Raw genomic sequence first — 24147 nt, forward strand, 5'->3', positions numbered from 1 at the left:
TTCGCCTTGAGACTGTAGCGAGAAGCCCTCGAGGGCGGCCCCGACACCGGTGGCGCCCCTCAGGGCTTCAGAAATCGATCAAGACGGCTTGCCGACTGACCTGCGGATTTGAGTGACAAACCCATGCCAAAACGTACAGACATTAAAAGCATCCTGATTCTCGGCGCTGGCCCGATCGTTATCGGCCAGGCCTGCGAATTCGACTACTCCGGCGCCCAGGCCTGCAAAGCCCTGCGCGAAGAGGGTTACCGCGTCATCCTGGTGAACTCCAACCCGGCCACCATCATGACCGACCCGGACATGGCTGACGCCACGTACATCGAGCCGATCAAGTGGCAGACCGTGGCCAAGATCATCGAAAAAGAGCGTCCGGATGCCGTGCTGCCAACCATGGGCGGCCAGACTGCTCTGAACTGCGCCCTGGACCTGGAGCGCGAAGGCGTTCTGGAAAAGTTCGGCGTGGAAATGATCGGCGCCAACGCCGACACCATCGACAAGGCTGAAGACCGTTCGCGTTTCGACAAGGCCATGAAGTCGATCGGCCTGGAATGCCCGCGTTCCGGTATCGCCCACAGCATGGAAGAAGCCAACGCCGTCCTCGAGCGTCTGGGTTTCCCGTGCATCATCCGTCCGTCCTTCACCATGGGCGGCACCGGCGGCGGTATCGCGTACAACCGTGAAGAGTTCGAAGAAATCTGCGCCCGCGGTCTGGACCTGTCGCCGACCAAAGAGCTGCTGATCGACGAATCGCTGATCGGCTGGAAAGAATATGAAATGGAAGTTGTCCGCGACAAAAAGGACAACTGCATCATCGTCTGCTCGATCGAAAACTTCGACCCGATGGGCGTGCACACCGGTGACTCGATCACCGTTGCTCCGGCACAGACCCTGACCGACAAGGAATACCAGATCCTGCGTAACGCCTCGCTGGCGGTACTGCGCGAGATCGGCGTCGAGACCGGTGGCTCCAACGTGCAGTTCGGCATCTGCCCGGACACCGGCCGCATGGTCGTGATCGAGATGAACCCGCGTGTATCGCGCTCCTCGGCACTGGCTTCGAAAGCCACCGGTTTCCCGATCGCCAAAGTCGCGGCCAAGCTGGCTGTGGGCTACACCCTCGACGAACTGTCGAACGACATCACCGGCGGCAAGACTCCGGCGTCCTTCGAACCGTCGATCGACTACGTCGTCACCAAGCTGCCACGTTTCGCTTTCGAGAAATTCGCCAACGCTGACGCACGCCTGACCACTCAAATGAAGTCGGTCGGCGAAGTCATGGCCATCGGTCGCACCTTCCAGGAATCCCTGCAGAAAGCCCTGCGCGGTCTGGAAGTCGGTGTTTGCGGTCTGGACGAGAAGCTCGACCTGAGCAATCCGGAAAGCATGAGCATCCTCAAGCGCGAGCTGACCGTGCCGGGCGCCGAGCGTATCTGGTACGTGGCGGACGCCTTCCGCGCCGGCATGACCGTCGAAGACATCTTCGGCATGAACATGATCGACCCGTGGTTCCTGGTGCAGATCGAAGATCTGATCAAGGACGAAGAGAAGGTCAAGACCCTCGGTCTGTCCGCCATCGACCGCGACCTGATGTTCAAGCTCAAGCGCAAAGGCTTCTCCGATCAGCGTCTGGCCAAGCTGCTGGGTGTGACCGAGAAGAATCTGCGTACTCACCGTCAAAAACTGGAAGTGTTCCCGGTCTACAAGCGCGTTGACACCTGCGCCGCCGAGTTCGCCACCGACACCGCTTACCTCTACTCTACTTACGAGGAGGAGTGCGAAGCCGCGCCGTCCGGTCGCGACAAGATCATGATTCTGGGTGGCGGTCCGAACCGTATCGGCCAGGGCATCGAGTTCGACTACTGCTGCGTACATGCTGCCCTCGCTCTGCGCGAAGACGGCTACGAAACCATCATGGTCAACTGCAACCCGGAAACCGTTTCCACCGACTACGACACTTCCGACCGTCTGTACTTCGAGCCGGTAACCCTGGAAGACGTGCTGGAAATCTGCCGCGTCGAGAAGCCGAAAGGCGTAATCGTCCAGTACGGGGGCCAGACTCCGCTGAAACTGGCGCGTGCCCTCGAAGCCGCTGGCGTGCCGATCATCGGTACCAGCCCTGACGCCATCGACCGCGCCGAAGACCGTGAGCGCTTCCAGCAAATGGTCGAGCGCCTGAACCTGCGTCAGCCGCCAAACGCCACCGTGCGCAGCGAAGACGAAGCCGTTCGCGCTGCCGCGAAAATCGGTTATCCGCTGGTGGTGCGCCCGTCCTATGTATTGGGCGGCCGCGCGATGGAAATCGTTTACAAGGAAGACGAACTCAAGCGCTACCTGCGTGATGCGGTGCAAGTGTCCAACGACAGCCCGGTGCTGCTTGATCACTTCCTCAACTGCGCCATCGAGATGGACGTGGATGCGGTCTGCGACGGCAAGGACGTGGTGATCGGCGCGATCATGCAGCACATCGAACAGGCGGGCGTTCACTCCGGTGACTCCGCGTGCTCGCTGCCGCCGTACTCGCTGCCGGCACACATCCAGGACGAGATGCGCGAACAGGTCAAGAAAATGGCCCTGGAACTGGGCGTTGTCGGCCTGATGAACGTGCAACTGGCGCTGCAGGGCGAAGACATCTACGTCATCGAAGTCAACCCGCGCGCTTCGCGTACCGTACCGTTCGTGTCCAAGTGCATCGGTGTTTCCCTGGCAATGATCGCTGCTCGCGTCATGGCCGGTAAGACCCTGAAGGAAATCGGCTTCACCAAGGAAATCATCCCGAACTTCTACAGCGTGAAAGAGGCGGTGTTCCCGTTCGCCAAGTTCCCTGGTGTTGACCCGATCCTCGGCCCAGAGATGAAGTCCACCGGTGAAGTGATGGGCGTCGGCGACACTTTCGGTGAAGCATTCGCCAAGGCCCAGATGGGCGCCAGCGAAGTGCTGCCGACCGGCGGTACCGCGTTCATCAGCGTGCGTGATGATGACAAGCCGCTGGTTGCAGGCGTGGCCCGTGATCTGATCAACTTGGGCTTCGAAGTGGTCGCGACTGCCGGCACTGCCAAGCTGATCGAAGCTGCAGGCCTGAAAGTGCGCCGTGTGAACAAGGTGACCGAGGGGCGTCCGCACGTGGTTGACATGATCAAGAATGACGAAGTCACTCTGATCATCAACACCACCGAAGGCCGTCAGTCGATCGCTGATTCCTACTCCATTCGTCGTAATGCCCTGCAGCACAAGATCTACTGCACCACCACCATTGCTGCGGGCGAAGCTATCTGCGAAGCGCTGAAGTTCGGTCCCGAGAAGACCGTGCGCCGCTTGCAGGATCTACACGCAGGATTGAAGGCATGATCAAATACCCAATGACCGTCCAGGGCGCGAAAGCCCTGGAAGAAGAACACGCTCACCTGACCAAGGTCGTTCGTCCGAAGCTCAGCCAGGACATCGGTACCGCTCGCGAGTTGGGTGACCTGAAGGAAAACGCTGAATACCATGCCGCCCGCGAACAGCAAGGCATGGTCGAGGCGCGGATCCGTGACATCGAAGGCCGGATTCAGAATCAGGTGATCATCGGTCACGACTATCCCGCACACCGGTAAAGTGATCTTCGGTACTACCGTCGAAATCGCCAACGTCGAGACTGATGAAAGCGTCACTTACCACATCGTGGGTGAGGATGAGGCTGACTTCAAACTCGGCAAGATTTCGGTCGGCTCGCCATTGGCCCGTGCCTTGATCGGCAAGGAAGAGGGTGATGTGGTCGCCGTGAAAACGCCGAGTGGCGTTATCGAGTACGAGATTGTCGAAGTCCGTCACATCTGAAGGCAGGCGCCCGCTACGTGCGGGCGCCATGCTTTGGCAGCTGACCCAGATGTTGTGGGTCGGCGGCTTCTGGTTGATACATCTCGGTTTGCGACCGGTGTTGGGCAAGATTGGCCTGGCACCGTTGCTGATCGATGAAGTTGCCGATGCATTCGAAGTGCCGGTGGCGGGTTTTGCCGCGGCATGCGTGATTTTTCAGGCTTTGGTGCTGGTACAGGCCGATGGCCTTGCCAGTCTATGGCGGGATTTTCGCGGGCAGGTGTTGCTGATGGCGTTGTATGCGTGTGCGATGTTTATTGCAGTGCGTGTCGGCTGGCCGCAAGCGCAGCGCTGGCAGGAATTCAGTTTTCTGCTGTTGGGCTTCTCCGGTGTGGTGTTGGTGTTGCAGCCACTGCCGGGATGGAGTGGCAGGGTGCGCGAAGCACACCCTTGACCCTTGTCATCACTTGAAGCGATGAACGTTCGACAGCTGCTTGTTGACGCTGAAGTTCTTGCGATATACCAGTGCCATCTTGCCGATGACCTGAACCAGGTCAGCCTTGCCGACCTTGCACAACTCTGCAATGTGCGCCAGGCGCGACTCGCGATCGAGGATGTTGAGCTTGATCTTGATCAGCTCGTGATCCGCCAGTGCGCGTTCGAGTTCGGCTAATACACCTTCAGTCAGACCGTTGTCCGCCACCGTCAGAACCGGCTTCAGGTGGTGGCCAATGGATTTGTACTGTTTCTTCTGCTCTGGAGTGAGCGGCATAATCTGACCCTTTCGTCTGGATTCTGTAAAATGGCGGCCATTTTACCCGAGGGTTCGTGGATCCGCCCAATTAATCACGACCCTAATCATCGAGGTGCCCAATGGCGCGTTCCAAGACAAGCCTTGGTTGGCTGAAACGACATGTCAACGATCCTTATGTGAAGCAGGCGCAGAAGGATGGCTACCGTTCGCGTGCAAGTTACAAGCTTCTGGAGATCCAGGAGAAATACAAGCTGATCCGTTCCGGCATGAGCGTTGTCGACCTGGGCGCAGCGCCCGGCGGCTGGTCGCAGGTCACCAGTCGGCTGATCGGCGGTCAGGGGCGTCTGATCGCTTCGGACATTCTGGAAATGGACAGCATCCCGGACGTTACCTTCATTCAGGGTGACTTCACCGAGGACGAAGTGCTCGCGCGAATCCTTGAGGCCGTGGGTAATTCGCAGGTGGACCTTGTGATTTCCGATATGGCCCCCAATATGAGTGGTACGCCTGAAGTGGATATGCCGAAAGCCATGTTCCTTTGCGAACTGGCGCTTGATCTGGCGGAACGGATACTCAAGCCGGGTGGAAATTTCGTGATCAAGATCTTTCAGGGTGAAGGTTTCGATGTTTACCTGAAGGATGCCCGCAAGAAATTCGACAAGATCCAGATGATCAAGCCGGATTCTTCCCGAGGCAGCTCCCGCGAGCAATATATGCTGGCTTGGGGTTACCGCGGTGGTAACGAGTAAAACGAGGTTTTTTGCCGGGGCGATAGGTTTTTCGTATTTTGCCCCGCGTGTATAAGCGAATATTGTGTAGAAAGTGTTTCACAAAGGGTTACAGACGGCGCCTGCCAGAGTTGTAGGTAATGTAGTAAGTTAGGCCGGTGAATATCATGCGAAGCGCGCGCCAGTAGCGGAGCTTGCTTCAGAGGGTAGTTAATTGAACGATATGGCAAAGAATCTGATCCTGTGGTTGATCATCGCGGCAGTCCTCGTGACGGTGATGAACAACTTCTCCAGCCCTAACGAGCCGCAGACCCTCAACTATTCCGACTTCATCCAGCAGGTCAAGGATGGCAAGGTCGAGCGCGTAGCCGTTGATGGCTATGTGATTACCGGCAAGCGCAACGATGGCGACAGCTTCAAGACCATTCGTCCGGCGATCCAGGACAATGGCCTGATCGGCGACCTGGTCGACAACCACGTTGTGGTTGAGGGCAAGCAGCCTGAACAGCAAAGCATCTGGACTCAACTCCTGGTGGCGAGCTTCCCGATCCTGGTGATCATCGCGGTGTTCATGTTCTTCATGCGCCAGATGCAGGGCGGTGCTGGCGGCAAGGGCGGACCGATGAGCTTCGGCAAGAGCAAGGCACGCCTGCTTTCCGAAGATCAGGTGAAAACCACCTTGGCTGACGTTGCAGGTTGCGACGAAGCCAAGGAAGAGGTCGGCGAACTGGTTGAGTTCCTGCGTGATCCGGGCAAGTTTCAGCGCCTGGGTGGTCGTATTCCTCGCGGCGTATTGATGGTCGGCCCTCCGGGTACCGGTAAAACCTTGCTGGCCAAGGCGATTGCCGGCGAAGCGAAGGTTCCGTTCTTCACTATTTCCGGTTCCGACTTCGTTGAAATGTTCGTGGGTGTTGGCGCAAGCCGCGTTCGCGACATGTTCGAGCAGGCCAAGAAGCATGCGCCGTGCATCATCTTCATCGACGAAATCGACGCCGTCGGTCGCCACCGTGGCGCCGGCATGGGCGGCGGTCACGACGAGCGTGAGCAGACTCTCAACCAGTTGCTGGTAGAGATGGATGGCTTTGAAATGAATGACGGCATCATCGTGATCGCCGCTACCAACCGTCCTGACGTACTCGACCCTGCGCTGCTGCGTCCGGGCCGTTTCGACCGTCAGGTCGTTGTAGGTTTGCCGGATATCCGTGGTCGCGAGCAGATCCTCAAGGTTCACATGCGCAAAGTGCCAATGGGTGACGACGTTGCCCCGGCCGTTATCGCACGTGGTACCCCGGGCTTCTCTGGTGCCGATCTGGCCAACCTGGTCAACGAAGCGTCGCTGTTCGCTGCACGCAGCGGCAAGCGCATCGTCGAAATGAAAGAGTTCGAGCTGGCCAAAGACAAGATCATGATGGGCGCCGAGCGCAAATCGATGGTCATGTCCGAGAAAGAGAAGCAGAACACCGCTTATCACGAAGCGGGTCACGCTATTGTCGGTCGCGTCGTACCTGAGCATGATCCGGTCTACAAGGTTTCGATCATTCCACGTGGTCGTGCGCTGGGTGTGACCATGTTCCTGCCGGAAGAAGATCGCTACAGCCTGTCCAAACGTGCGTTGATCAGTCAGATCTGCTCGCTGTACGGTGGCCGTATCGCTGAAGAAATGACCCTTGGTTTCGACGGTGTGACCACCGGCGCTTCCAACGACATCATGCGTGCCAGTCAGATTGCGCGGAACATGGTGACCAAGTGGGGTCTGTCGGAAAAGCTCGGTCCGCTGATGTACGCCGAAGAAGAGGGTGAAGTGTTCCTCGGTCGCGGTGGTGGCGGTCAGAATGCAAGTTTCTCCGGTGAGACTGCCAAGCTGATCGACTCCGAAGTGCGCAGCATCATTGACCAGTGCTACGGCACGGCCAAGCAGATCCTCACGGACAACCGTGACAAGCTGGATGCCATGGCTGATGCGCTGATGAAGTACGAAACCATCGATGCCGAGCAGATCGACGACATCATGGCGGGTCGTACGCCTCGCGAACCGCGTGACTGGACCGGTGGCACGGGTACGCCCCCGCCTCCAGTGATTCAGGATGAGCGCCCGGAAACACCGATCGGCGGTCCGGCTGCTGACGTTTAAGGCTTGAAATGACTTCTGTACAGTCTCTGACCCGGTTGCCTTGCGGCAACCGGGTTCTTGATTTGGCTCAGACGCATGTCATGGGTATTCTCAATGTCACTCCCGATTCCTTTTCCGACGGTGGCCGATACAACCAGCTCGACGTGGCCTTGCGCCACGCCGAAGCCATGGTGGCTGCTGGTGCGACGCTGATCGATGTCGGCGGCGAATCGACCCGGCCTGGCGCTCGAGCGGTTTCGCCGTTGGAGGAGTTGGAACGCGTAGCTCCGATCGTGGAGTTGATCAATCGCGAGCTGGATGTAGTCATCTCGGTCGATACTTCGACGCCTGCGGTGATGCGTGAAACGGCGCGCCTGGGTGCCGGGTTGATCAATGATGTGCGCTCGCTGCGCCGCGATGGCGCGCTGGATGCCGCAGCCGCGACCGGGTTGCCGGTCTGCCTGATGCACATGCTCGGCGAGCCGGGTGACATGCAGGACAATCCGCATTATCAGGACGTTACCCGGGAAGTGGGTGAGTTTCTGGCAGAGCGCATGACTCAATGTGCGGCGGCGGGTATTCCTGCCGAACGGATCATTCTTGATCCCGGTTTCGGTTTCGCGAAAACCCTGCAGCACAATCTAAGCTTGTTCAAGCATATGGAAGCCCTGCATGCGCTGGGGCGTCCGCTATTGGTTGGTGTCTCACGCAAAAGCATGATCGGCCACGCATTGAACCGCCTCGTGGGTGAGCGTCTTTATGGTGGTCTGGCTCTCGCAGCACTCGCTTCGGTTAAAGGAGCGCGTATATTGCGCGTCCATGATGTGGCGGAAACGGTAGACGTGGTGCGCATGCTCGCGGCCGTGGAATCAGCCGAATAAAAATGATGGAGCACTTATGAGCAAGAAATACTTTGGTACTGACGGTATTCGTGGTCGTGTGGGTGAATATCCGATCACTCCTGACTTCATGCTTAAGCTCGGCTGGGCGGCGGGTATGGCCTTTCGCAAGATGGGCGCCTGCAAGGTGCTGGTCGGCAAGGACACGCGCATCTCTGGCTACATGTTCGAATCGGCACTTGAAGCAGGCCTGACCTCGGCTGGTGCGGACGTGATGCTGCTCGGTCCGATGCCGACGCCTGCCATTGCTTATCTGGCGCGCACGTTCCAGGCTGAAGCCGGGATCGTGATCAGTGCTTCGCACAATCCGCATGACGATAACGGCATCAAGTTTTTCTCCGGCAAGGGCACAAAGCTGCCTGATGAGCTGGAGCTGATGATCGAAGAGCTGCTCGATACCCCAATGACTGTGGTTGAGTCGAGCAAGATCGGCAAGGTGTCGCGCATCAATGACGCCTCCGGCCGCTACATCGAATTCTGCAAAAGCAGTGTGCCGACCGGTACCAGTTTTTCCGGTTTGAAGATCGTGATCGATTGTGCGCACGGTGCGACCTACAAGGTTGCTCCGAGTGTGTTCCGTGAGCTGGGTGCTGAAGTGGTCGTGCTGTCGGCGCAGCCCAACGGTCTGAACATCAATGACAATTGCGGCTCGACCCATATGGGTCAGCTGCAGGCCGCGGTTCTGGCCGAGCACGCTGATCTGGGCATCGCCTTTGATGGTGACGGTGATCGGGTGTTGATGGTTGATCACACTGGCGCCATCGTTGATGGTGATGAGTTGCTGTTCATCATTGCGCGCGATCTGCACGGGCGGGGCAAATTGCAGGGCGGCGTAGTCGGTACGCTGATGAGCAACCTGGGTCTTGAACTCGCGCTGGCAGAGCTCTCGATTCCATTCATTCGTGCCAATGTCGGTGACCGTTATGTGATCGCCGAACTGCTGGAGCGCGACTGGCTGGTAGGCGGTGAAAACTCGGGGCATATCGTCTGCTTCAATCACACCACCACCGGTGATGCGATCATTGCTGCGCTCCAGGTGCTGATGGCACTGAAGGCCCGTAATGAAGGTCTTGCGCAAACGCGTCAGGCCTTGCGCAAGTGTCCTCAGGTGCTGATCAATGTGCGTTTTGGTGGCGGTGAAAGTCCGCTTGAGCATCCGGCGGTCAAGGAAGCCAGTGCGCGTGTCACCCAGGCAATGGCGGGGCGTGGCCGGGTACTTCTGCGCAAGTCCGGTACAGAGCCTTTGGTGCGCGTGATGGTCGAAGGTGAGGATGAAACTCAGGTTCGCAGCTACGCCGAAGAACTGGCAAAACTGGTAAGTGAAGTTTCTGCCTGATTCGGCTTGCCAGCCATGATTGTGTTGGGTAACATCTGCGCCCACTTTGACCGACGAGGTACAGCATGCGTCGCCCTATGGTAGCTGGTAACTGGAAGATGCACGGTACCCGCGCCAGCGTCGCTGAGCTGATCAACGGCCTTCGTCATCTGGCCTTGCCAAGCGGTGTTGATGTCGCGGTATTCCCGCCTTGCTTGCATATCAATCAAGTGATTGATGGCTTGAAAGGCAAATCGATTTCGGTCGGTGCGCAAAATTCTGCGGTGGAATCCATGCAAGGTGCGTTGACTGGCGAGATTGCTCCTAGTCAGTTGGTGGATGCAGGTTGTTCCCTGGTGCTTGTCGGGCACTCCGAACGCCGCCAGATAATGGGCGAGCGAGACGGGATGCTGAATCGCAAGTTCGCAGCGGCACAGGCATGTGGCTTGATTCCGGTGTTGTGTGTAGGGGAAACCCTCGAGCAGCGCGAAGCCGGAAAAACTCTTGAAGTTGTCGGGCGTCAGCTGGGCAGCATCATCGAGGAGCTGGGTGTTGGTGCCTTTGCCAAGGCAGTCATTGCTTACGAGCCTGTCTGGGCCATTGGTACCGGACTGACTGCAACGCCGCAACAGGCTCAGGATGTGCATAAAGCCATTCGCGAGCAGTTGGCGGCAGAGAATTCTGAAGTCGCACGAGGTGTGCGCCTTCTATACGGCGGCAGCGTGAAGGCGGCCAATGCGGTCGAACTGTTCGGCATGCCGGATATCGATGGGGGGCTCATTGGTGGAGCTTCCCTGAATGCAGATGAGTTCGGTGCGATTTGTCGCGCCGCGGGAAACTGAAAAAATGCTGGAAACAGTCGTAGTCGTTTTTCATCTGCTGGGTGCATTGGGCGTAGTTGCTCTGGTTTTGCTGCAGCAGGGTAAGGGTGCGGACGCTGGCGCGTCTTTCGGAGCAGGTGCTTCAAATACTGTGTTCGGAAGCCAAGGTTCCTCTACCTTTCTTAGTAAGTTTACTGCTATACTTGCCGCCGGTTTCTTCATAACCAGCTTGGGGTTAGGTTACTTTGCTAAAGAGAAGGCTCATCAGCTGACTCAAGCAGGTTTGCCAGATCCAGCAGTGTTGGAAGTGCCTAAGCAACAACAACCGGCTTCTGATGATGTCCCGGTGCTTCAAGAGCAAAAGTCGGCTACTCCAGCGACTGACGTACCTCCAGCTCAAGAGCAGAAGTAAGAAGGGTTTCAAACGTAGTTTTGCCGAGGTGGTGGAATTGGTAGACACGCAACCTTGAGGTGGTTGTGCCCATAGGGTGTAGGGGTTCGAGTCCCCTTCTCGGTACCAATTAGTCAGGAGAGCCCGCTGTTGCGGGCTTTCTTGCAGGTGGAAGGTTACATTGACCCTATAAGGGATCGGTCGTATACTTCCGCCCCAGCTTTGTCGCGGGGTGGAGCAGTCTGGTAGCTCGTCGGGCTCATAACCCGAAGGTCGTCGGTTCAAATCCGGCCCCCGCAACCAGTTTAAGGAGCCCCTTTTCAGGGGCTTTTTGTTAGCTGGACACTTTCTACGCCGATGTTCGACGGCGTTTCAAGGATGGGCGTTTCGCCCATTTTTTTATTTTGCAGCGCATGCATTTACATGCACGAGGGGGTTCAGGTGTCGAGCAAGCTAGAAGAGTTGCAGGCCTTGTTGGCCCCGGTGGTCGTGGCCCTAGGCTATGAATGCTGGGGTATCGAGTTTTCGGCTCAAGGTCGTCACTCGATGTTGCGCGTTTATATCGATAAAGAGGGTGGCGTGCTGGTGGACGATTGCGCCATTGTCAGCCGTCAGATCAGCGGTGTCCTGGATGTTGAAGATCCGATCTCCGTTGAATACACCCTCGAAGTTTCCTCGCCTGGCATGGAACGCCCACTGTTCACTCTTGAGCAGTTTGCAAAATTTGCCGGTGAACAAGTGAAGATCAAGCTGCGCTCGCCTTTTGAAGGTCGACGCAACTTTCAGGGCCTTCTGCGCGGTGTAGAAGAACAGGATGTCGTGGTGCAGGTAGAAGACCATGAATTCCTGTTGCCGATCGATATGATCGACAAGGCCAACATTATTCCCAGTTTTGACTGAGACGCGGATCCCGCGGATCCAATGGCTTGCGAAAGGCGAGGCGTACGATGAGCAAAGAAGTACTGCTGGTTGTTGAGTCGGTATCCAATGAAAAGGGCGTACCGGCAAGCGTGATTTTTGAAGCGCTGGAGCTGGCTCTGGCCACTGCTACCAAAAAGCGTTTTGAAGACGAAGTTGACCTGCGTGTGGAAATTAACCGCCACACCGGTTCCTACGAGACTTTCCGTCGCTGGACAGTCGTCGAAGAGAATGATCTCGACGATCCTGCGATCGAAACCTGGCCAAGCAAGGTTGCCGAAACGCATCCGGGCGCCAAGGTCGGCGACGTCGTCGAAGAAAAGATCGAATCCATCGAGTTCGGCCGCATTGCAGCACAGACCGCCAAACAGGTCATCGTGCAGAAAGTGCGTGAAGCCGAGCGCGCTCAAGTGGTCGACGCCTATCGCGAGCGCCTGGGAGAAATCATCTCCGGCACCGTGAAGAAAGTCACCCGCGACAACGTGATCGTCGATCTGGGCAACAACGCCGAAGCGTTGCTGGCCCGTGAAGACATCATTTCTCGCGAAACCTTCCGTGTCGGTGTGCGTCTGCGTGCACTGCTTAAGGAAATCCGCACCGAGAACCGCGGCCCGCAGCTGATCCTGTCGCGTACCGCGCCGGAAATGCTGATCGAGCTGTTCCGTATCGAAGTGCCGGAAATCGCTGAAGGCCTGATCGAAGTCATGGCGGCGTCCCGTGATCCGGGTTCGCGTGCCAAGATCGCTGTCCGTTCCAAGGACAAGCGCATCGACCCGCAGGGCGCGTGCATCGGTATGCGCGGTTCGCGCGTCCAGGCCGTGTCGGGCGAGTTGGGTGGCGAGCGTGTCGATATCGTCCTGTGGGACGATAACCCGGCGCAGTTCGTGATCAATGCCATGTCGCCGGCAGAAGTGGCGGCCATTATCGTTGACGAAGATGCCCATGCAATGGACATCGCCGTTGGCGCAGACAACCTGGCTCAGGCCATCGGTCGAGGTGGTCAGAACGTGCGTCTGGCGAGCCAGTTGACTGGCTGGACCCTGAACGTGATGACCGAATCGGACATCCAGGCTAAGCAGCAAGCAGAAACCGGCGACATCCTGCGCAACTTCATCGACGAGCTGGAAGTCGACGAAGAACTGGCTCAGGTGCTGGTAGATGAAGGCTTCACCAGCCTGGAAGAGATTGCCTACGTACCGTTGGAAGAAATGCTCAACATCGACGGCTTTGACGAAGATATCGTCAACGAGCTTCGCGCTCGTGCCAAGGATCGTTTGTTGACCAAAGCCATCGCTACTGAGGAAAAGCTGGCAGACGCCCATCCGGCCGAAGACCTGCTCTCGCTTGAGGGTATGGACAAGGATTTGGCGATGGAACTGGCGGTGCGCGGCGTAATTACCCGCGAAGACCTGGCCGAGCAGTCTATTGACGACCTGCTCGACATCGACGGCATTGACGATGATCGTGCCGGCAAGTTGATCATGGCCGCCCGAGCCCACTGGTTCGAGTAATTAGGCGCGGCCTGAGGAGAGAAGTGCATGACGCAAGTCACGGTGAAACAACTGGCCGATGAGGTCAAAACACCGGTAGAGCGCCTGTTGCAGCAGATGCGTGAGGCAGGTCTGCCGCACACCGCCGCCGAAGAAAATGTGACTGACAGTGAGAAGCAATCCCTGCTGACTCACTTGAAGAGCAGCCACAAGGCGAAAGTGGAAGAACCACGCAAGATCACGCTGCAGCGTAAAACCACCAGCACCCTGCGTGTGGCTGGTAGCAAGAGCATCAGCGTTGAAGTTCGCAAGAAGAAAGTTTTCGTACAGCGTAGCCCGGAAGAAATCGAAGCCGAGCGCAAGCGTGAACTGGAAGAGCGTCGCGCAGTAGAAAATGCTGCTCGTCAGAAGGCTGAAGAAGAAGCCAAGCAGCGCGCTGAAGAAGAAGCGCGTCGCCAGCCTGCTGCTGCGCCGTCCGCTCCTGCCGAAGCTGTTGCAGCACCTGCGCCAGTCGCTGAACCCGTGCGCGACGCCGCGCCGGTTGCTGCTGCGCCGGCTGCCGACACTCGCAAGCGTGACGAACAGCGCCGTCCGGACAAGCCACGTGCCGACGATAACAATCGTCGCGGCGGTGGTGGCGATGGCGAGCGCAAAAACGCTCCGCATCGCGCATCGGTCAAAGAAAAAGCGCCGGCTCCACGTGTGGCGCCACGCACTACCGACGAAGAAAGCGATGGCTTCCGTCGTGGTGGTCGCGGCAAGGCCAAGCTGAAAAAACGCAACGCTCACGGTTTCCAGAACCCTACCGGTCCTGTCGTGCGTGAAGTGAAGATCGGCGAGACCATCACTGTTGGCGATCTCGCCCAGCAGATGTCGGTCAAGGCTGCTGAAATCATCAAGTTCATGTTCAAACTGGGCACTCCAGCGACCATCAACCAGGTACTCGATCAGGAAACTGCTCAACTGGTAGCTGAAGAGCTGGGCCACAAAGTGACCCTGGTCAGCGACACCGCCCTGGAAGATTCCCTGGCCGAGTCCCTGAAGTTTGAAGGTGAGGCAGTTTCCCGTGCGCCAGTCGTGACCGTAATGGGCCACGTTGACCACGGTAAGACTTCCCTGCTCGATTACATTCGTCGCGCCAAGGTAGCAGCGGGCGAAGCCGGCGGCATTACCCAGCACATCGGTGCGTACCACGTTGAAACCGACCGTGGCATGGTGACGTTCCTCGACACCCCGGGTCACGCTGCGTTTACCGCAATGCGTGCCCGTGGTGCCAAGGCGACCGACATCGTGATCCTGGTGGTTGCGGCGGACGACGGCGTGATGCCGCAAACCATCGAGGCTGTTCAGCACGCTCAGGCGGCTGGCGTTCCTCTGGTGGTTGCGGTGAACAAGATCGACAAGCCGGGTGCCGACCTCGATCGCATCCGCAGCGAACTGTCGGTTCACGGCGTGACCTCCGAAGACTGGGGTGGCGACACTCCATTCGTACCGGTTTCGGCGAAAATGGGTACCGGCGTTGACGAGCTGCTCGAAGCGGTTCTGCTGCAGGCCGAAGTACTCGAACTGACCGCCACCCCATCGGCTCCTGGCCGGGGTGTTGTCGTTGAATCGCGTCTGGACAAGGGCCGTGGCCCGGTGGCCACCGTGCTGGTTCAGGACGGTACGCTGCGTCAAGGCGACATGGTGCTGGTCGGCTCGAACTATGGCCGCGTGCGCGCCATGCTCGACGAGAACGGCAAGCCGATCAAGGAAGCAGGTCCGGCCATTCCGGTCGAGATCCTGGGTCTTGACGGTACACCAGACGCTGGCGACGAGATGAGCGTGGTTGCCGACGAGAAGAAAGCCCGTGAAGTGGCTCTGTTCCGTCAAGGCAAGTTCCGCGAAGTCAAACTGGCTCGCGCTCACGCCGGCAAGCTGGAAAACATCTTCGAAAACATGGGTCAGGAAGAGAAGAAGACGCTCAACATCGTCCTCAAATCCGACGTCCGTGGTTCGCTGGAAGCTTTGCAGGGCGCTCTGAACGGCCTGGGCAACGACGAAGTGCAAGTGCGCGTAGTCGGTGGCGGTGTCGGTGGTATCACCGAATCCGACGCCAACCTGGCACTGGCTTCCAACGCTGTACTGTTCGGCTTCAACGTGCGTGCTGATGCTGGCGCACGGAAGATCGTCGAGCAGGAAGGTCTGGACATGCGTTACTACAACGTGATCTACGACATCATCGAAGACGTCAAGAAAGCCCTGACCGGCATGCTCGGCAGCGATGTTCGCGAGAACATCCTGGGTGTGGCCGAAGTGCGTGATGTGTTCCGTTCGCCGAAGTTTGGCGCGATCGCCGGTTGCATGGTGATCGAAGGTGTTGTGCACCGTAACCGTCCGATCCGTGTACTGCGTGAAGACATCGTTATCTTCGAAGGCGAGCTGGAATCCCTGCGCCGCTTCAAGGATGACGCTTCCGAAGTACGTGCCGGCATGGAATGCGGTATCGGCGTGAAGAGCTACAACGACGTCAAAGTCGGTGACAAGATCGAAGTCTTCGAGAAGGTTCAGGTTGCTCGCAGCCTCTGACTCGCGCACTTCAAGGGCCACGCCGAGCCGCCGCATGCAGATGCGCGCCACGGCGTCAGGACTCTAAACGCAACGCCCGGTCTGGCTTTTGTCAGGCCGGGCGTTTGCCGCTTTCAGACCTTGCGGGTTTCACCGTGGGGCAGTAACAGGTAACAAAATCATGGCAAAAGAATACAGCCGTACCCAACGTATCGGCGATCAGATGCAGCGTGAGCTGGCCCAACTGATCCGTCGTGAAGTCAAAGATCCGCGCGTCGGCCTGGTCACCATTACCGCTGTGGAAGTCAGCCGTGACGTCGGTCACGCGAAGATCTTCATCACCGTGATGGGGCAGGACAACGCCGAAGACATCGCGCAAAGCATCAAGGTGCTCAACGCTGCCGCAGGTTTCCTGCGCATGCAGCTGGCCCGTGAAATGAAGCTGCGCAGCGTGCCGCAATTGCACTTCCACTACGACGAAAGCGTCGTGCGTGGCGCGCATCTGTCGGCCCTGATCGAGCGCGCCGTGGCTGAGGACAATCAGCACCTGGCCGCTGCACCTGAAGACACCAAGGAGTAATTCGGTGGCTCAGGTCAAACGTATCCGTCGTAACGTCAGCGGTATCATCCTGCTCGACAAGCCGCTGGGGTTCACCTCCAACGCCGCGTTGCAGAAGGTTCGCTGGTTGCTCAACGCCGAGAAGGCCGGTCACACCGGCAGTCTCGACCCGCTGGCCACCGGTGTATTGCCGCTGTGCTTTGGCGAGGCAACGAAGTTCTCGCAGTACCTGCTCGATTCCGACAAGGGTTACGAAACCCTGGCGCAACTGGGCAAGACCACTACCACGGCGGACGCCGAGGGTGAGGTTTTGCAGGAGCGCCCGGTGACCGTTGGTCGCGCCGATGTCGAAGCGGTTCTGCCGAAATTTCGTGGGCAAATCAGTCAGATACCGCCGATGTACTCGGCACTCAAGCGTGACGGTCAGCCGCTGTACAAGCTTGCCCGTGCAGGCGAAGTAGTGGAGCGCGAACCGCGTTCTGTTACTATTGCGCGCTTGGAATTGCTGGCCTTCGAAGGCGATACTGCGCGTCTTGCGGTGGATTGCAGCAAGGGCACCTATATCCGCACCCTGGTGGAGGATATCGGTGAGCAACTCGGTTGTGGTGCGTACGTCGCAGAACTGCGTCGTACCCAGGCCGGGCCTTTCACCCTGGCGCAGACCGTGACCCTCGAAGAGCTGGAAGCGGTACATGCCGAAGGCGGCAACGAAGCGGTCGACCGCTTCCTGATGCCATCGGACAGCGGCCTGCAGGATTGGCCGCTGCTGCACTTCTCCGAAGCGAGTGCGTTCTACTGGCTCAACGGCCAGCCGGTACGTGCCCCGGATGCTCCGAAGTTCGGCATGGTACGGGTACAGGATCACAATGGTCGCTTCATCGGTATCGGTGAAGTGAGCGAGGACGGGCGCATCGCGCCGCGTCGACTGATTCGGTCAGAATGACCGAACGAGTGTGGCTGTTAACAGGCACGGTCACTACTCATTTATAGATACAGGGATTTGTCCCTGGCCTGTTGAAACTGTTTTTGAAACAGTTTCCTGATAAAAGGATTGCCTCATGGCTCTCGACGTTCAAGAAAAAGCTCAAATCGTTGCCGACTACCAGCAAGCTGTTGGTGATACTGGTTCGCCAGAAGTGCAAGTTGCACTGCTGACCGCCAACATCAACAAACTGCAAGGTCACTTCAAGGCCAACGGTAAAGACCACCACTCCCGTCGTGGTCTGATCCGCATGGTAAACCAGCGTCGTAAGCTGCTGGATTACCTGAAAGGCAAAGATCTGAGCCGTTACAGCGCTCTGATCGGCCGCCTGGGTCTGCGTCGCTAATCAGCGATTGCGCTATGAGGTTGGTTGTCTGTCAGGCATCAGCGGTTTTCCGCTGGTGGCTGGCAGGCTCCCAGCCTCAAGTTTTATCTGCACTACCGTTTTACCCGGACAGTCAGCGGGCCGATTCCCGACATTGCCCAAGAATTTCGCAAGAAACCAGTTCCCCCAAGAGCCACAAAGAAGGTAGGACACCGTGAACCCGGTAATCAAAAAATTCCAGTTCGGTCAGTCGACCGTTACCCTCGAGACTGGCCGTATCGCCCGTCAGGCCTCCGGCGCAGTATTGGTCACCGTTGACGACGACGTCAGCGTATTGGTGACCGTAGTCGGTGCCAAGCAAGCCGATCCAGGCAAGGGCTTCTTCCCTCTGTCCGTTCACTACCAGGAAAAGACTTACGCTGCCGGTAAGATCCCTGGCGGTTTCTTCAAGCGTGAAGGCCGTCCTTCCGAGAAAGAAACCCTGACTTCCCGACTGATCGACCGTCCGATCCGTCCGCTGTTCCCGGAAGGCTTCATGAACGAAGTGCAGGTTGTCTGCACCGTCGTTTCCACCAGCAAGAAGACCGATCCGGACATCGCTGCGATGATCGGTACCTCGGCTGCCCTGGCCATCTCGGGCATTCCGTTCGACGGCCCGATCGGCGCCGCCCGCGTCGCTTTCCACGAAAGCACCGGCTACCTGCTCAACCCGACCTACGAGCAGCAAGCTGCTTCGAGCCTGGACATGGTCGTTGCCGGCACCTCCGACGCCGTACTGATGGTTGAATCGGAAGCCAAAGAGCTGACCGAAGACCAGATGCTGGGCGCGGTACTGTTTGCTCACGACGAGTTCCAGGTGGTGATCAACGCCGTCAAAGAACTGGCCGCTGAAGCTGCCAAGCCAACCTGGACCTGGGCTCCTGCTCCAGAAGCCACCGAACTGCTGGGCGCGATCCGTGCCGAGTTCGGCGAAGCGATCTCCCAGGCTTACACCATCACCGTCAAGGCTGACCGCTACGCACGTCTGGGCGAGCTGAAAGACCAGGTCGTTGCCAAGCTGTCCGGCGAAGAAGGCCAGCCTTCTGCTGCTGACGTCAAAGCCGCTTTCGGCGAAATCGAATACCGCACCGTTCGCGAAAACATCGTTAACGGCAAGCCACGTATCGACGGCCGCGACACCCGCACCGTACGTCCGCTGAACATCGAAGTCGGCGTTCTGCCGAAGACTCACGGTTCGGCGCTGTTCACCCGTGGCGAAACCCAGGCCCTGGTCGTTGCGACGCTGGGTACCGCCCGTGACGCACAGCTGCTGGACACCCTGGAAGGCGAGAAAAAAGACCCGTTCATGCTGCACTACAACTTCCCTCCGTTCTCGGTGGGCGAGTGTGGTCGCATGGGTGGCGCTGGTCGTCGTGAAATCGGTCACGGCCGTCTGGCCCGTCGCTCCGTTTCGGCCATGCTGCCGGCCGCTGACGTGTTCCCGTACACCATCCGTGTGGTTTCGGAAATCACCGAATCCAACGGTTCGAGCTCGATGGCTTCCGTTTGCGGCGCTTCCCTGGCCCTGATGGACGCTGGTGTGCCAATGAAGGCACCGGTTGCCGGTATCGCCATGGGTCTGGTTAAAGAAGGCGAGAAGTTCGCCGTCCTGACCGACATCCTGGGTGACGAAGACCACCTGGGCGACATGGACTTCAAAGTAGCCGGTACCGCCAAAGGCGTTACCGCGCTGCAGATGGACATCAAGATCAAGGGCATCACCGAAGAGATCATGGAAATCGCTCTGGGCCAAGCCCTGGAAGCGCGCCTGAACATCCTCGGCCAGATGAACCAGATCATCGGCCAGTCGCGTACCGAACTGTCGGCCAACGCTCCGACTATGATCGCGATGAAGATCGACACCGACAAGATTCGTGACGTTATCGGTAAAGGTGGCGCGACCATCCGTGCGATCTGCGAAGAAACCAAGGCTTCGATCGACATCGAAGACGACGGTTCGATCAAGATCTTCGGCGAAACCAAGGATGCCGCAGAAGCTGCTCGTCAGCGCGTTCTGAGCATCACTGCAGAAGCCGAGATCGGCAAGATCTACGTCGGCAAGGTTGAACGCATCGTCGACTTCGGCGCATTCGTCAACATCCTGCCGGGCAAGGACGGTCTGGTGCACATCTCGATGCTGAGCGACGCTCGCGTAGAGAAAGTCACCGACATCCTGAAAGAAGGCCAGGAAGTGGAAGTGCTGGTACTGGACGTGGACAACCGCGGCCGTATCAAGCTGTCCATCAAAGACGTGGCAGCGGCCAAGGCTTCGGGCGTTTAATCAGCCCACAGCTTTAGCGCAATGAAATGCCCCGCCGTGAAAACGGCGGGGCATTTTTTTGTCTGCGAAATGCCGGGACAGGCTTTGAAGTTGCCGGACTTCAAGACCGGTGCTAGGTTTAGCCCACCGCCCGTGTAGCTCAGCCGGTAGAGCAGCGCACTCGTAACGCGAAGGTCGCAGGTTCGATTCCTGTCTCGGGCACCATCCCCTCGCGCAATCCCGCGATTTATGTCTCCCAGGTCAAAGTTTTTGTGCGAGAGATGTAAAGAGCCGTGTAATTCGTCATGCAAACGTCCTATATTCGGTGCCTGCATGAGCATCGCTTAGCAGTTTTCAGATGATCCCGAATGGTTCCGAAGGCCGGACAATCCGCGTCAGAGAGATCCTTGATGATCCAGATCCATCCTCCATTCTTACGATCAGCGAGAACGCCATGACCGAATTAACTCAAGAGCAACGACACGAACAAGCGTTGGCAAAGTACATTCTGGACGTACCGGACTTGAAAGAAGAGATCAAGGACCTGAGCCCTGATGATCAGAAAGATCAGATCCAGTGGGCGTTCGAGGACGAAGCCGAAGCCCAGGGCTTGCAGCCGTGGGAGCTGACGCTCAAGTACACCAGCACCCCTGAAGAGTTTGAGGCCAAGCGCCTGGAGCTGCACAAGGAGGCGGCCGAGGTGTTGGGCGTCGAGTGGGACGAGTACTGCGAGATGAATAATCTGGTGGTCTGAAACAAAAACGCCAGCCTCAATCGGGCTGGCGTTTTTTATGGCGTGACAGCCTCAGAGGCTCAGACGCATCGACAGGTCCACCGCCTTCACATCCTTGGTCATCGCCCCGATCGAGATGTAGTCCACCCCGGTCTCAGCGATCGGCAGCAGTGTGCTTTCATTGATACCGCCGCTGGCCTCCAGTTTGGCCTTGCCGCCGTTCAAGCGGACAGCTTCGCGCATGTCATCCAGGCTCAGTTCGTCGAGCATGATGATGTCGGCGCCGGCAGTCAGCGCCTCCTTCAGTTCTTCCAGGCTCTCCACTTCGACTTCCACCGGTTTGCCCGGCGCGATCTTGTGCGCGGCGGCGATGGCCTGCGCGATGCCACCGCTGGCGGCGATGTGGTTTTCCTTGATCAGGAACGCGTCGTAGAGACCGATGCGGTGGTTGTGGCAACCACCGCAGGTCACCGCATATTTCTGCGCCAGACGCAGGCCCGGCAAGGTCTTGCGGGTATCCAGCAGCTTGACCTGGGTTTGCGCCACGAAGTCCGCCAGATATTGCGCACGCGTGGCCACGCCGGACAGCAGTTGCAGGAAGTTCAGCGCGCTGCGTTCGCCAGTCAGCAACGAACGGGCCGGGCCCTCCAAATGAAACAACGGCTGGTTGGGTTTGACCCGTTCACCGTCCCGTACCTGCCAGTGCACCGCGACGCGCGGATCGAGCTGGCGAAACACCGTGTCGACCCACGCCGTGCCGCAGATAACCGCGTCGTCGCGAGTGATGATGGTGGCTTTGGCCAGACGTTCGGCCGGGATCAGTTGTGCGGTGATGTCGCCGCTGCCGACATCTTCGAGCAACGCACGGCGCACGTTGGCTTCGATTTCGGCGGTCAGATCGGCGAGACGTAGATTCGGCATAACGGGCTCCACAAACTAAGTGCGCCGATTATAGGGGCATGGCGAGAACCAACCCAAGGCGAGAACGCGCGTGCCTGACTGCAACTGGTCGATTTCCTGTGAGCAAAGCGCGGTTTTTCGTGGTCACTGCAAGGTGCGACGGCATAGGGGAAACCCTGACGGCTATAGCGCCGGGGACAAGTTTTGCAAGATAATCCGCCTTGCATTTGACGTCATAGCTTTGACGCCGATGTGGGAGCGGGCTTGCTCGCGAAAGCGGTTTGTCAGTGACAGTTTTGGCGAACGACACACCGCTTTCGCGAGCAAGCCCGCTCCCACAGGGAATTGCGCGGTAACTGACCAGTGAAATCACCGTTTCAGGAGGCTTGGATGCACAACGACGGGAATGTAGTGCCTTTGCACAAGGCCGCTACCGATCAGGCGAATCACTCGCCGCTCGCCCGCCTGCCTGTGATTCTGCTTCAGGTCCGCGACAAGGCTGCCCAGCAACTGCGCCACGGTTTGCAGGAGTTGTTCGATAACGCAGACGACACTCTGTTCGAAATGGCCGACCGGGCGCGCAATGATGTCGAGCAGAACATCTTTTTCGAAGCCATGCGCGACCTGCGCCTCAAGCGCAAAAACATCGAACGGGGTTTTCTCGAGCAATTCTTCGAAGCCTTTGTCGCGCTGATTCAATACGAAGTCGTGCAACCCACATTGTCCGGCACGCTGATATTCGAGGATTCGGCACCGCGTACCGATGACATGGAACGCAGCGTGGCGGTCGAGACCATGGTCGGGCGGGTGCTCAAGCGTGATGGCTTTGCTCTTGATCAACTGACTGCGCGGCTCAACGTGTTGCTGGGCAAGGATTTCGATAACCAACACAACCCGCTCGGCCCGGCGATGCTCTGCGAGTTCTTTCTGCAGGCCGGACGTAACCTGGGCGTGGAGATCAAGGTCAAGCTGATCCTGCTCAAACTGTTCGAACGCTATGTGCTGGCCGATACCGAGCAGTTGTATGCCGAAGCCAATCAATTGCTAGTCGCCACCGGCGTGTTGCCTGAGTTGAAACCGGCCCCCGCACGCCGCGCAATCGAGCGTGCGGCAGCAAGCATCAGCAGCGAAGAGAGTGACGAACCCGCGCCCGCCGACGAAGGCGTGCAGGAAGTCTTCGCCGCGTTGCAGGAACTGCTGCTGCACGTGCGCGGCAGCGTCGCGCCGACCCTGGAGCCGAGTGCGGCGGCGCAACCGATCAGCACCCGCGATCTACTGCGCCTGCTTTCACACTTGCAGCAATACGTCCCGGCGCTGGCGGCGCAGGACGATTTCGATCTGCGCAATCAGCTTGAGCAGCTGCTGACGCGGGTCAGCGTGAGGAGCGGCAAATCACGCATCGTCGACGGCGCGGATGAAGACGTGATCAACCTGATCGCCATGGTCTTCGATTGCATCCTCGAAGACCGTAACCTCCCGGATTCGCTCAAGGCGTTGATCGCGCGTTTGCAGATTCCGATGCTCAAAGTGGCAGTACTCGACAAGAGCTTCTTCAGCCGCAGCAGCCACCCGGCGCGGCGCCTGCTCAATGAAATCGCCGATGCCGCCATGGGCTGGGGCGATTGCAATGGCGAGGCGCGTGACAGCCTGTATCTGCGCATCGAACAAGTGGTGCAGCGCCTGTTGAGCGACTTCGTCGACGACCCGGCGATTTTCTCCGAGTTGCTCGCCGATTTCCTGGCGTTCACCAGTGATGAGCGGCGGCGCAGCGAGTTGCTGGAGCAGCGTTTGCGCGATGCCGAGGAAGGGCGGGCGAAAACTGAACTGGCTCGGCAGCGAGTCGAGCATGTGCTGAACCAGGCGTTGCTGGGTAAAGTCCTGCCGCCGTCGGTGGTGACCTTTGTGCGTGATGCGTGGAGCAAAGTGCTGCTGCTGACCTGCCTCAAACATGGCGACCACTGCGCTGAATGGCAGGCCGATGTGCAGACCATGGAGCAATTGATCTGGAGCGTACAGCGTCACGACGAGGTGGACGCCGATCTGCAGTTGCTGGCGCTGGTGCCAGGGTTGCTCAAATCATTGCGTGATGGCCTGAGCAGTTCGGCGTTTGATCCGTTCGCCACCAGCGAATTTTTCAGCGAGCTGGAAGCGCTGCATGTGCGGGTGCTTGAACCGCTCACCGAGCAGCCGCCGGCCGATGCGCCGGCGTTGGTGGAGGTGTCGCAGCACATCACCCTGCGTAGCGCCGACGAGGGCGCGATCGGCATGAATGCCAGCGGCCTGGCGCATGACGACCCGGGGCTGCGTCAGTTGGAGCAACTGCGCCTGGGCAGTTGGGTGGCGTTCCAGGAAGACGACGAGCACAGCCTGCGCTGCAAACTGGCAGCGATCATCGAAGCCACCGGCAAATACGTGTTTGTCGACCGCACCGGGATGAAGGTGCTGGAGCGCAGCCGCGTCGAGCTGGCCCTTGAGTTCCGCCGTGGCGCGGTGCGGGCGCTGGATGACACCTTGCTGTTCGATCGGGCGCTGGAGTCGGTGCTTGGCAATCTGCGGCGACTCAATCGCGGCAAGTGATCGC

Annotated in this window: 19 protein-coding genes, 3 tRNA genes and 1 pseudogene; 21 read left to right on the forward strand and 2 right to left on the reverse strand. The window is 58.5% G+C overall.

Features of this window, described 5'->3' with window-relative positions; genetic code table 11:
* Nucleotides 1-123: 123 nt before the first annotated feature.
* From carB to E3Z29_RS06480, 3 genes and pseudogenes are all read left to right on the forward strand, one after another.
* Nucleotides 124-3345, forward strand: coding sequence for a carbamoyl-phosphate synthase large subunit (gene carB / locus E3Z29_RS06470; RefSeq protein ID WP_007961429.1), 3222 nt, complete (start codon nt 124-126; stop codon nt 3343-3345).
* Nucleotides 3342-3816, forward strand: a pseudogene (gene greA / locus E3Z29_RS06475) (transcription elongation factor GreA). The gene carB and the pseudogene greA overlap by 4 nt, the downstream one beginning before the upstream one ends.
* A gap of 28 nt (nt 3817-3844) precedes the next feature.
* Entirely contained in the window at nt 3845-4249 is a 405-nt protein-coding gene (locus E3Z29_RS06480; protein ID WP_027610778.1) for a hypothetical protein, read from the forward strand.
* 9 nt (nt 4250-4258) lie between these two features.
* Here E3Z29_RS06480 and E3Z29_RS06485 read toward each other — a convergent pair whose 3' ends face one another.
* Nucleotides 4259-4567, reverse strand: coding sequence for a YhbY family RNA-binding protein (locus E3Z29_RS06485; protein WP_003221534.1), 309 nt, complete (start codon nt 4565-4567; stop codon nt 4259-4261).
* A gap of 101 nt (nt 4568-4668) precedes the next feature.
* On the opposite strand from E3Z29_RS06485, the gene rlmE reads away from it, so the two are divergent.
* From rlmE to E3Z29_RS06570, 17 genes are all read left to right on the forward strand, one after another.
* Nucleotides 4669-5298 (forward strand): 23S rRNA (uridine(2552)-2'-O)-methyltransferase RlmE, encoded by a 630-nt coding sequence (gene rlmE, locus E3Z29_RS06490; RefSeq protein ID WP_003221536.1) that lies wholly within the window; start codon nt 4669-4671, stop codon nt 5296-5298.
* A gap of 202 nt (nt 5299-5500) precedes the next feature.
* Complete coding sequence (gene ftsH, locus E3Z29_RS06495) at nt 5501-7408, forward strand: ATP-dependent zinc metalloprotease FtsH (protein WP_027610779.1); 1908 nt, start codon at nt 5501-5503, stop codon at nt 7406-7408.
* 8 nt (nt 7409-7416) lie between these two features.
* Complete coding sequence (folP, locus tag E3Z29_RS06500) at nt 7417-8268, forward strand: dihydropteroate synthase (protein ID WP_098967152.1); 852 nt, start codon at nt 7417-7419, stop codon at nt 8266-8268.
* A 16-nt stretch (nt 8269-8284) separates the two neighbouring features.
* The gene (gene glmM, locus E3Z29_RS06505) at nt 8285-9622 is read left to right on the forward strand and encodes a phosphoglucosamine mutase (protein WP_027610781.1); all 1338 of its coding nucleotides are present in this window, start codon (nt 8285-8287) and stop codon (nt 9620-9622) included.
* Nucleotides 9623-9687: 65 nt separating this feature from the next.
* Nucleotides 9688-10443 carry a triose-phosphate isomerase gene (gene tpiA / locus E3Z29_RS06510; protein ID WP_008088336.1) on the forward strand — a complete coding sequence of 252 codons (756 nt, stop codon included), beginning with the start codon at nt 9688-9690 and terminating at the stop codon, nt 10441-10443.
* A 4-nt stretch (nt 10444-10447) separates the two neighbouring features.
* Nucleotides 10448-10834, forward strand: a complete 387-nt coding sequence (gene secG / locus E3Z29_RS06515) for a preprotein translocase subunit SecG (protein WP_027610782.1) — start codon at nt 10448-10450, stop codon at nt 10832-10834.
* A gap of 22 nt (nt 10835-10856) precedes the next feature.
* A tRNA-Leu gene (locus E3Z29_RS06520) sits at nt 10857-10942 on the forward strand.
* Nucleotides 10943-11039: 97 nt separating this feature from the next.
* Nucleotides 11040-11116, forward strand: a tRNA-Met gene (locus E3Z29_RS06525).
* A 138-nt stretch (nt 11117-11254) separates the two neighbouring features.
* A complete protein-coding gene (gene rimP, locus E3Z29_RS06530; RefSeq protein WP_007973115.1) occupies nt 11255-11713 on the forward strand; it encodes a ribosome maturation factor RimP in 459 nt (152 codons plus the stop codon).
* 47 nt (nt 11714-11760) lie between these two features.
* Nucleotides 11761-13242: a transcription termination factor NusA gene (gene nusA, locus E3Z29_RS06535; RefSeq protein WP_003221546.1), complete on the forward strand. Its 1482-nt coding sequence runs from the start codon at nt 11761-11763 to the stop codon at nt 13240-13242.
* Between the two features lie 27 nt (nt 13243-13269).
* Nucleotides 13270-15789 (forward strand): translation initiation factor IF-2, encoded by a 2520-nt coding sequence (gene infB, locus E3Z29_RS06540; RefSeq protein WP_027610783.1) that lies wholly within the window; start codon nt 13270-13272, stop codon nt 15787-15789.
* Nucleotides 15790-15949: 160 nt separating this feature from the next.
* A complete protein-coding gene (gene rbfA, locus E3Z29_RS06545) occupies nt 15950-16348 on the forward strand; it encodes a 30S ribosome-binding factor RbfA (protein ID WP_003221549.1) in 399 nt (132 codons plus the stop codon).
* Between the two features lie 4 nt (nt 16349-16352).
* Nucleotides 16353-17270 (forward strand): tRNA pseudouridine(55) synthase TruB, encoded by a 918-nt coding sequence (truB, locus tag E3Z29_RS06550; protein ID WP_024011571.1) that lies wholly within the window; start codon nt 16353-16355, stop codon nt 17268-17270.
* A gap of 115 nt (nt 17271-17385) precedes the next feature.
* Nucleotides 17386-17655 carry a 30S ribosomal protein S15 gene (gene rpsO / locus E3Z29_RS06555; protein WP_003221553.1) on the forward strand — a complete coding sequence of 90 codons (270 nt, stop codon included), beginning with the start codon at nt 17386-17388 and terminating at the stop codon, nt 17653-17655.
* A gap of 193 nt (nt 17656-17848) precedes the next feature.
* Complete coding sequence (pnp, locus tag E3Z29_RS06560) at nt 17849-19954, forward strand: polyribonucleotide nucleotidyltransferase (protein ID WP_007961443.1); 2106 nt, start codon at nt 17849-17851, stop codon at nt 19952-19954.
* A gap of 128 nt (nt 19955-20082) precedes the next feature.
* Nucleotides 20083-20158, forward strand: a tRNA-Thr gene (locus E3Z29_RS06565).
* A gap of 229 nt (nt 20159-20387) precedes the next feature.
* Nucleotides 20388-20687 (forward strand): DUF6388 family protein, encoded by a 300-nt coding sequence (locus tag E3Z29_RS06570; protein WP_098967158.1) that lies wholly within the window; start codon nt 20388-20390, stop codon nt 20685-20687.
* Between the two features lie 51 nt (nt 20688-20738).
* Here E3Z29_RS06570 and nadC read toward each other — a convergent pair whose 3' ends face one another.
* Nucleotides 20739-21587: a carboxylating nicotinate-nucleotide diphosphorylase gene (gene nadC, locus E3Z29_RS06575; RefSeq protein ID WP_095139818.1), complete on the reverse strand. Its 849-nt coding sequence runs from the start codon at nt 21585-21587 to the stop codon at nt 20739-20741.
* A 369-nt stretch (nt 21588-21956) separates the two neighbouring features.
* Between nadC and E3Z29_RS06580 the strand changes: the two genes are divergently transcribed.
* Entirely contained in the window at nt 21957-24143 is a 2187-nt protein-coding gene (locus tag E3Z29_RS06580) for a DUF1631 domain-containing protein (RefSeq protein ID WP_134785410.1), read from the forward strand.
* The last annotated feature ends 4 nt before the right edge of the window (nt 24144-24147 follow it).

This window comes from Pseudomonas sp. S150, assembly GCF_004526365.1.
Classification (GTDB): Bacteria; Pseudomonadota; Gammaproteobacteria; order Pseudomonadales; family Pseudomonadaceae; genus Aquipseudomonas; species Aquipseudomonas putida_A.

Bases quoted from the DNA above. Each gene is read 5' to 3' on its own strand.
- carB (WP_007961429.1), top strand. From the start codon at position 124: ATGCCAAAACGTACAGACATTAAAAGCATCCTGATTCTCGGCGCTGGC.
- E3Z29_RS06480 (WP_027610778.1), top strand. From the start codon at position 3,845: ATGCTTTGGCAGCTGACCCAGATGTTGTGGGTCGGCGGCTTCTGGTTG.
- E3Z29_RS06485 (WP_003221534.1), bottom strand. From the start codon at position 4,567: ATGCCGCTCACTCCAGAGCAGAAGAAACAGTACAAATCCATTGGCCAC.
- rlmE (WP_003221536.1), top strand. From the start codon at position 4,669: ATGGCGCGTTCCAAGACAAGCCTTGGTTGGCTGAAACGACATGTCAAC.
- ftsH (WP_027610779.1), top strand. From the start codon at position 5,501: ATGGCAAAGAATCTGATCCTGTGGTTGATCATCGCGGCAGTCCTCGTG.
- folP (WP_098967152.1), top strand. From the start codon at position 7,417: ATGACTTCTGTACAGTCTCTGACCCGGTTGCCTTGCGGCAACCGGGTT.
- glmM (WP_027610781.1), top strand. From the start codon at position 8,285: ATGAGCAAGAAATACTTTGGTACTGACGGTATTCGTGGTCGTGTGGGT.
- tpiA (WP_008088336.1), top strand. From the start codon at position 9,688: ATGCGTCGCCCTATGGTAGCTGGTAACTGGAAGATGCACGGTACCCGC.
- secG (WP_027610782.1), top strand. From the start codon at position 10,448: ATGCTGGAAACAGTCGTAGTCGTTTTTCATCTGCTGGGTGCATTGGGC.
- nusA (WP_003221546.1), top strand. From the start codon at position 11,761: ATGAGCAAAGAAGTACTGCTGGTTGTTGAGTCGGTATCCAATGAAAAG.
- infB (WP_027610783.1), top strand. From the start codon at position 13,270: ATGACGCAAGTCACGGTGAAACAACTGGCCGATGAGGTCAAAACACCG.
- rbfA (WP_003221549.1), top strand. From the start codon at position 15,950: ATGGCAAAAGAATACAGCCGTACCCAACGTATCGGCGATCAGATGCAG.
- rpsO (WP_003221553.1), top strand. From the start codon at position 17,386: ATGGCTCTCGACGTTCAAGAAAAAGCTCAAATCGTTGCCGACTACCAG.
- E3Z29_RS06570 (WP_098967158.1), top strand. From the start codon at position 20,388: ATGACCGAATTAACTCAAGAGCAACGACACGAACAAGCGTTGGCAAAG.
- nadC (WP_095139818.1), bottom strand. From the start codon at position 21,587: ATGCCGAATCTACGTCTCGCCGATCTGACCGCCGAAATCGAAGCCAAC.
- E3Z29_RS06580 (WP_134785410.1), top strand. From the start codon at position 21,957: ATGCACAACGACGGGAATGTAGTGCCTTTGCACAAGGCCGCTACCGAT.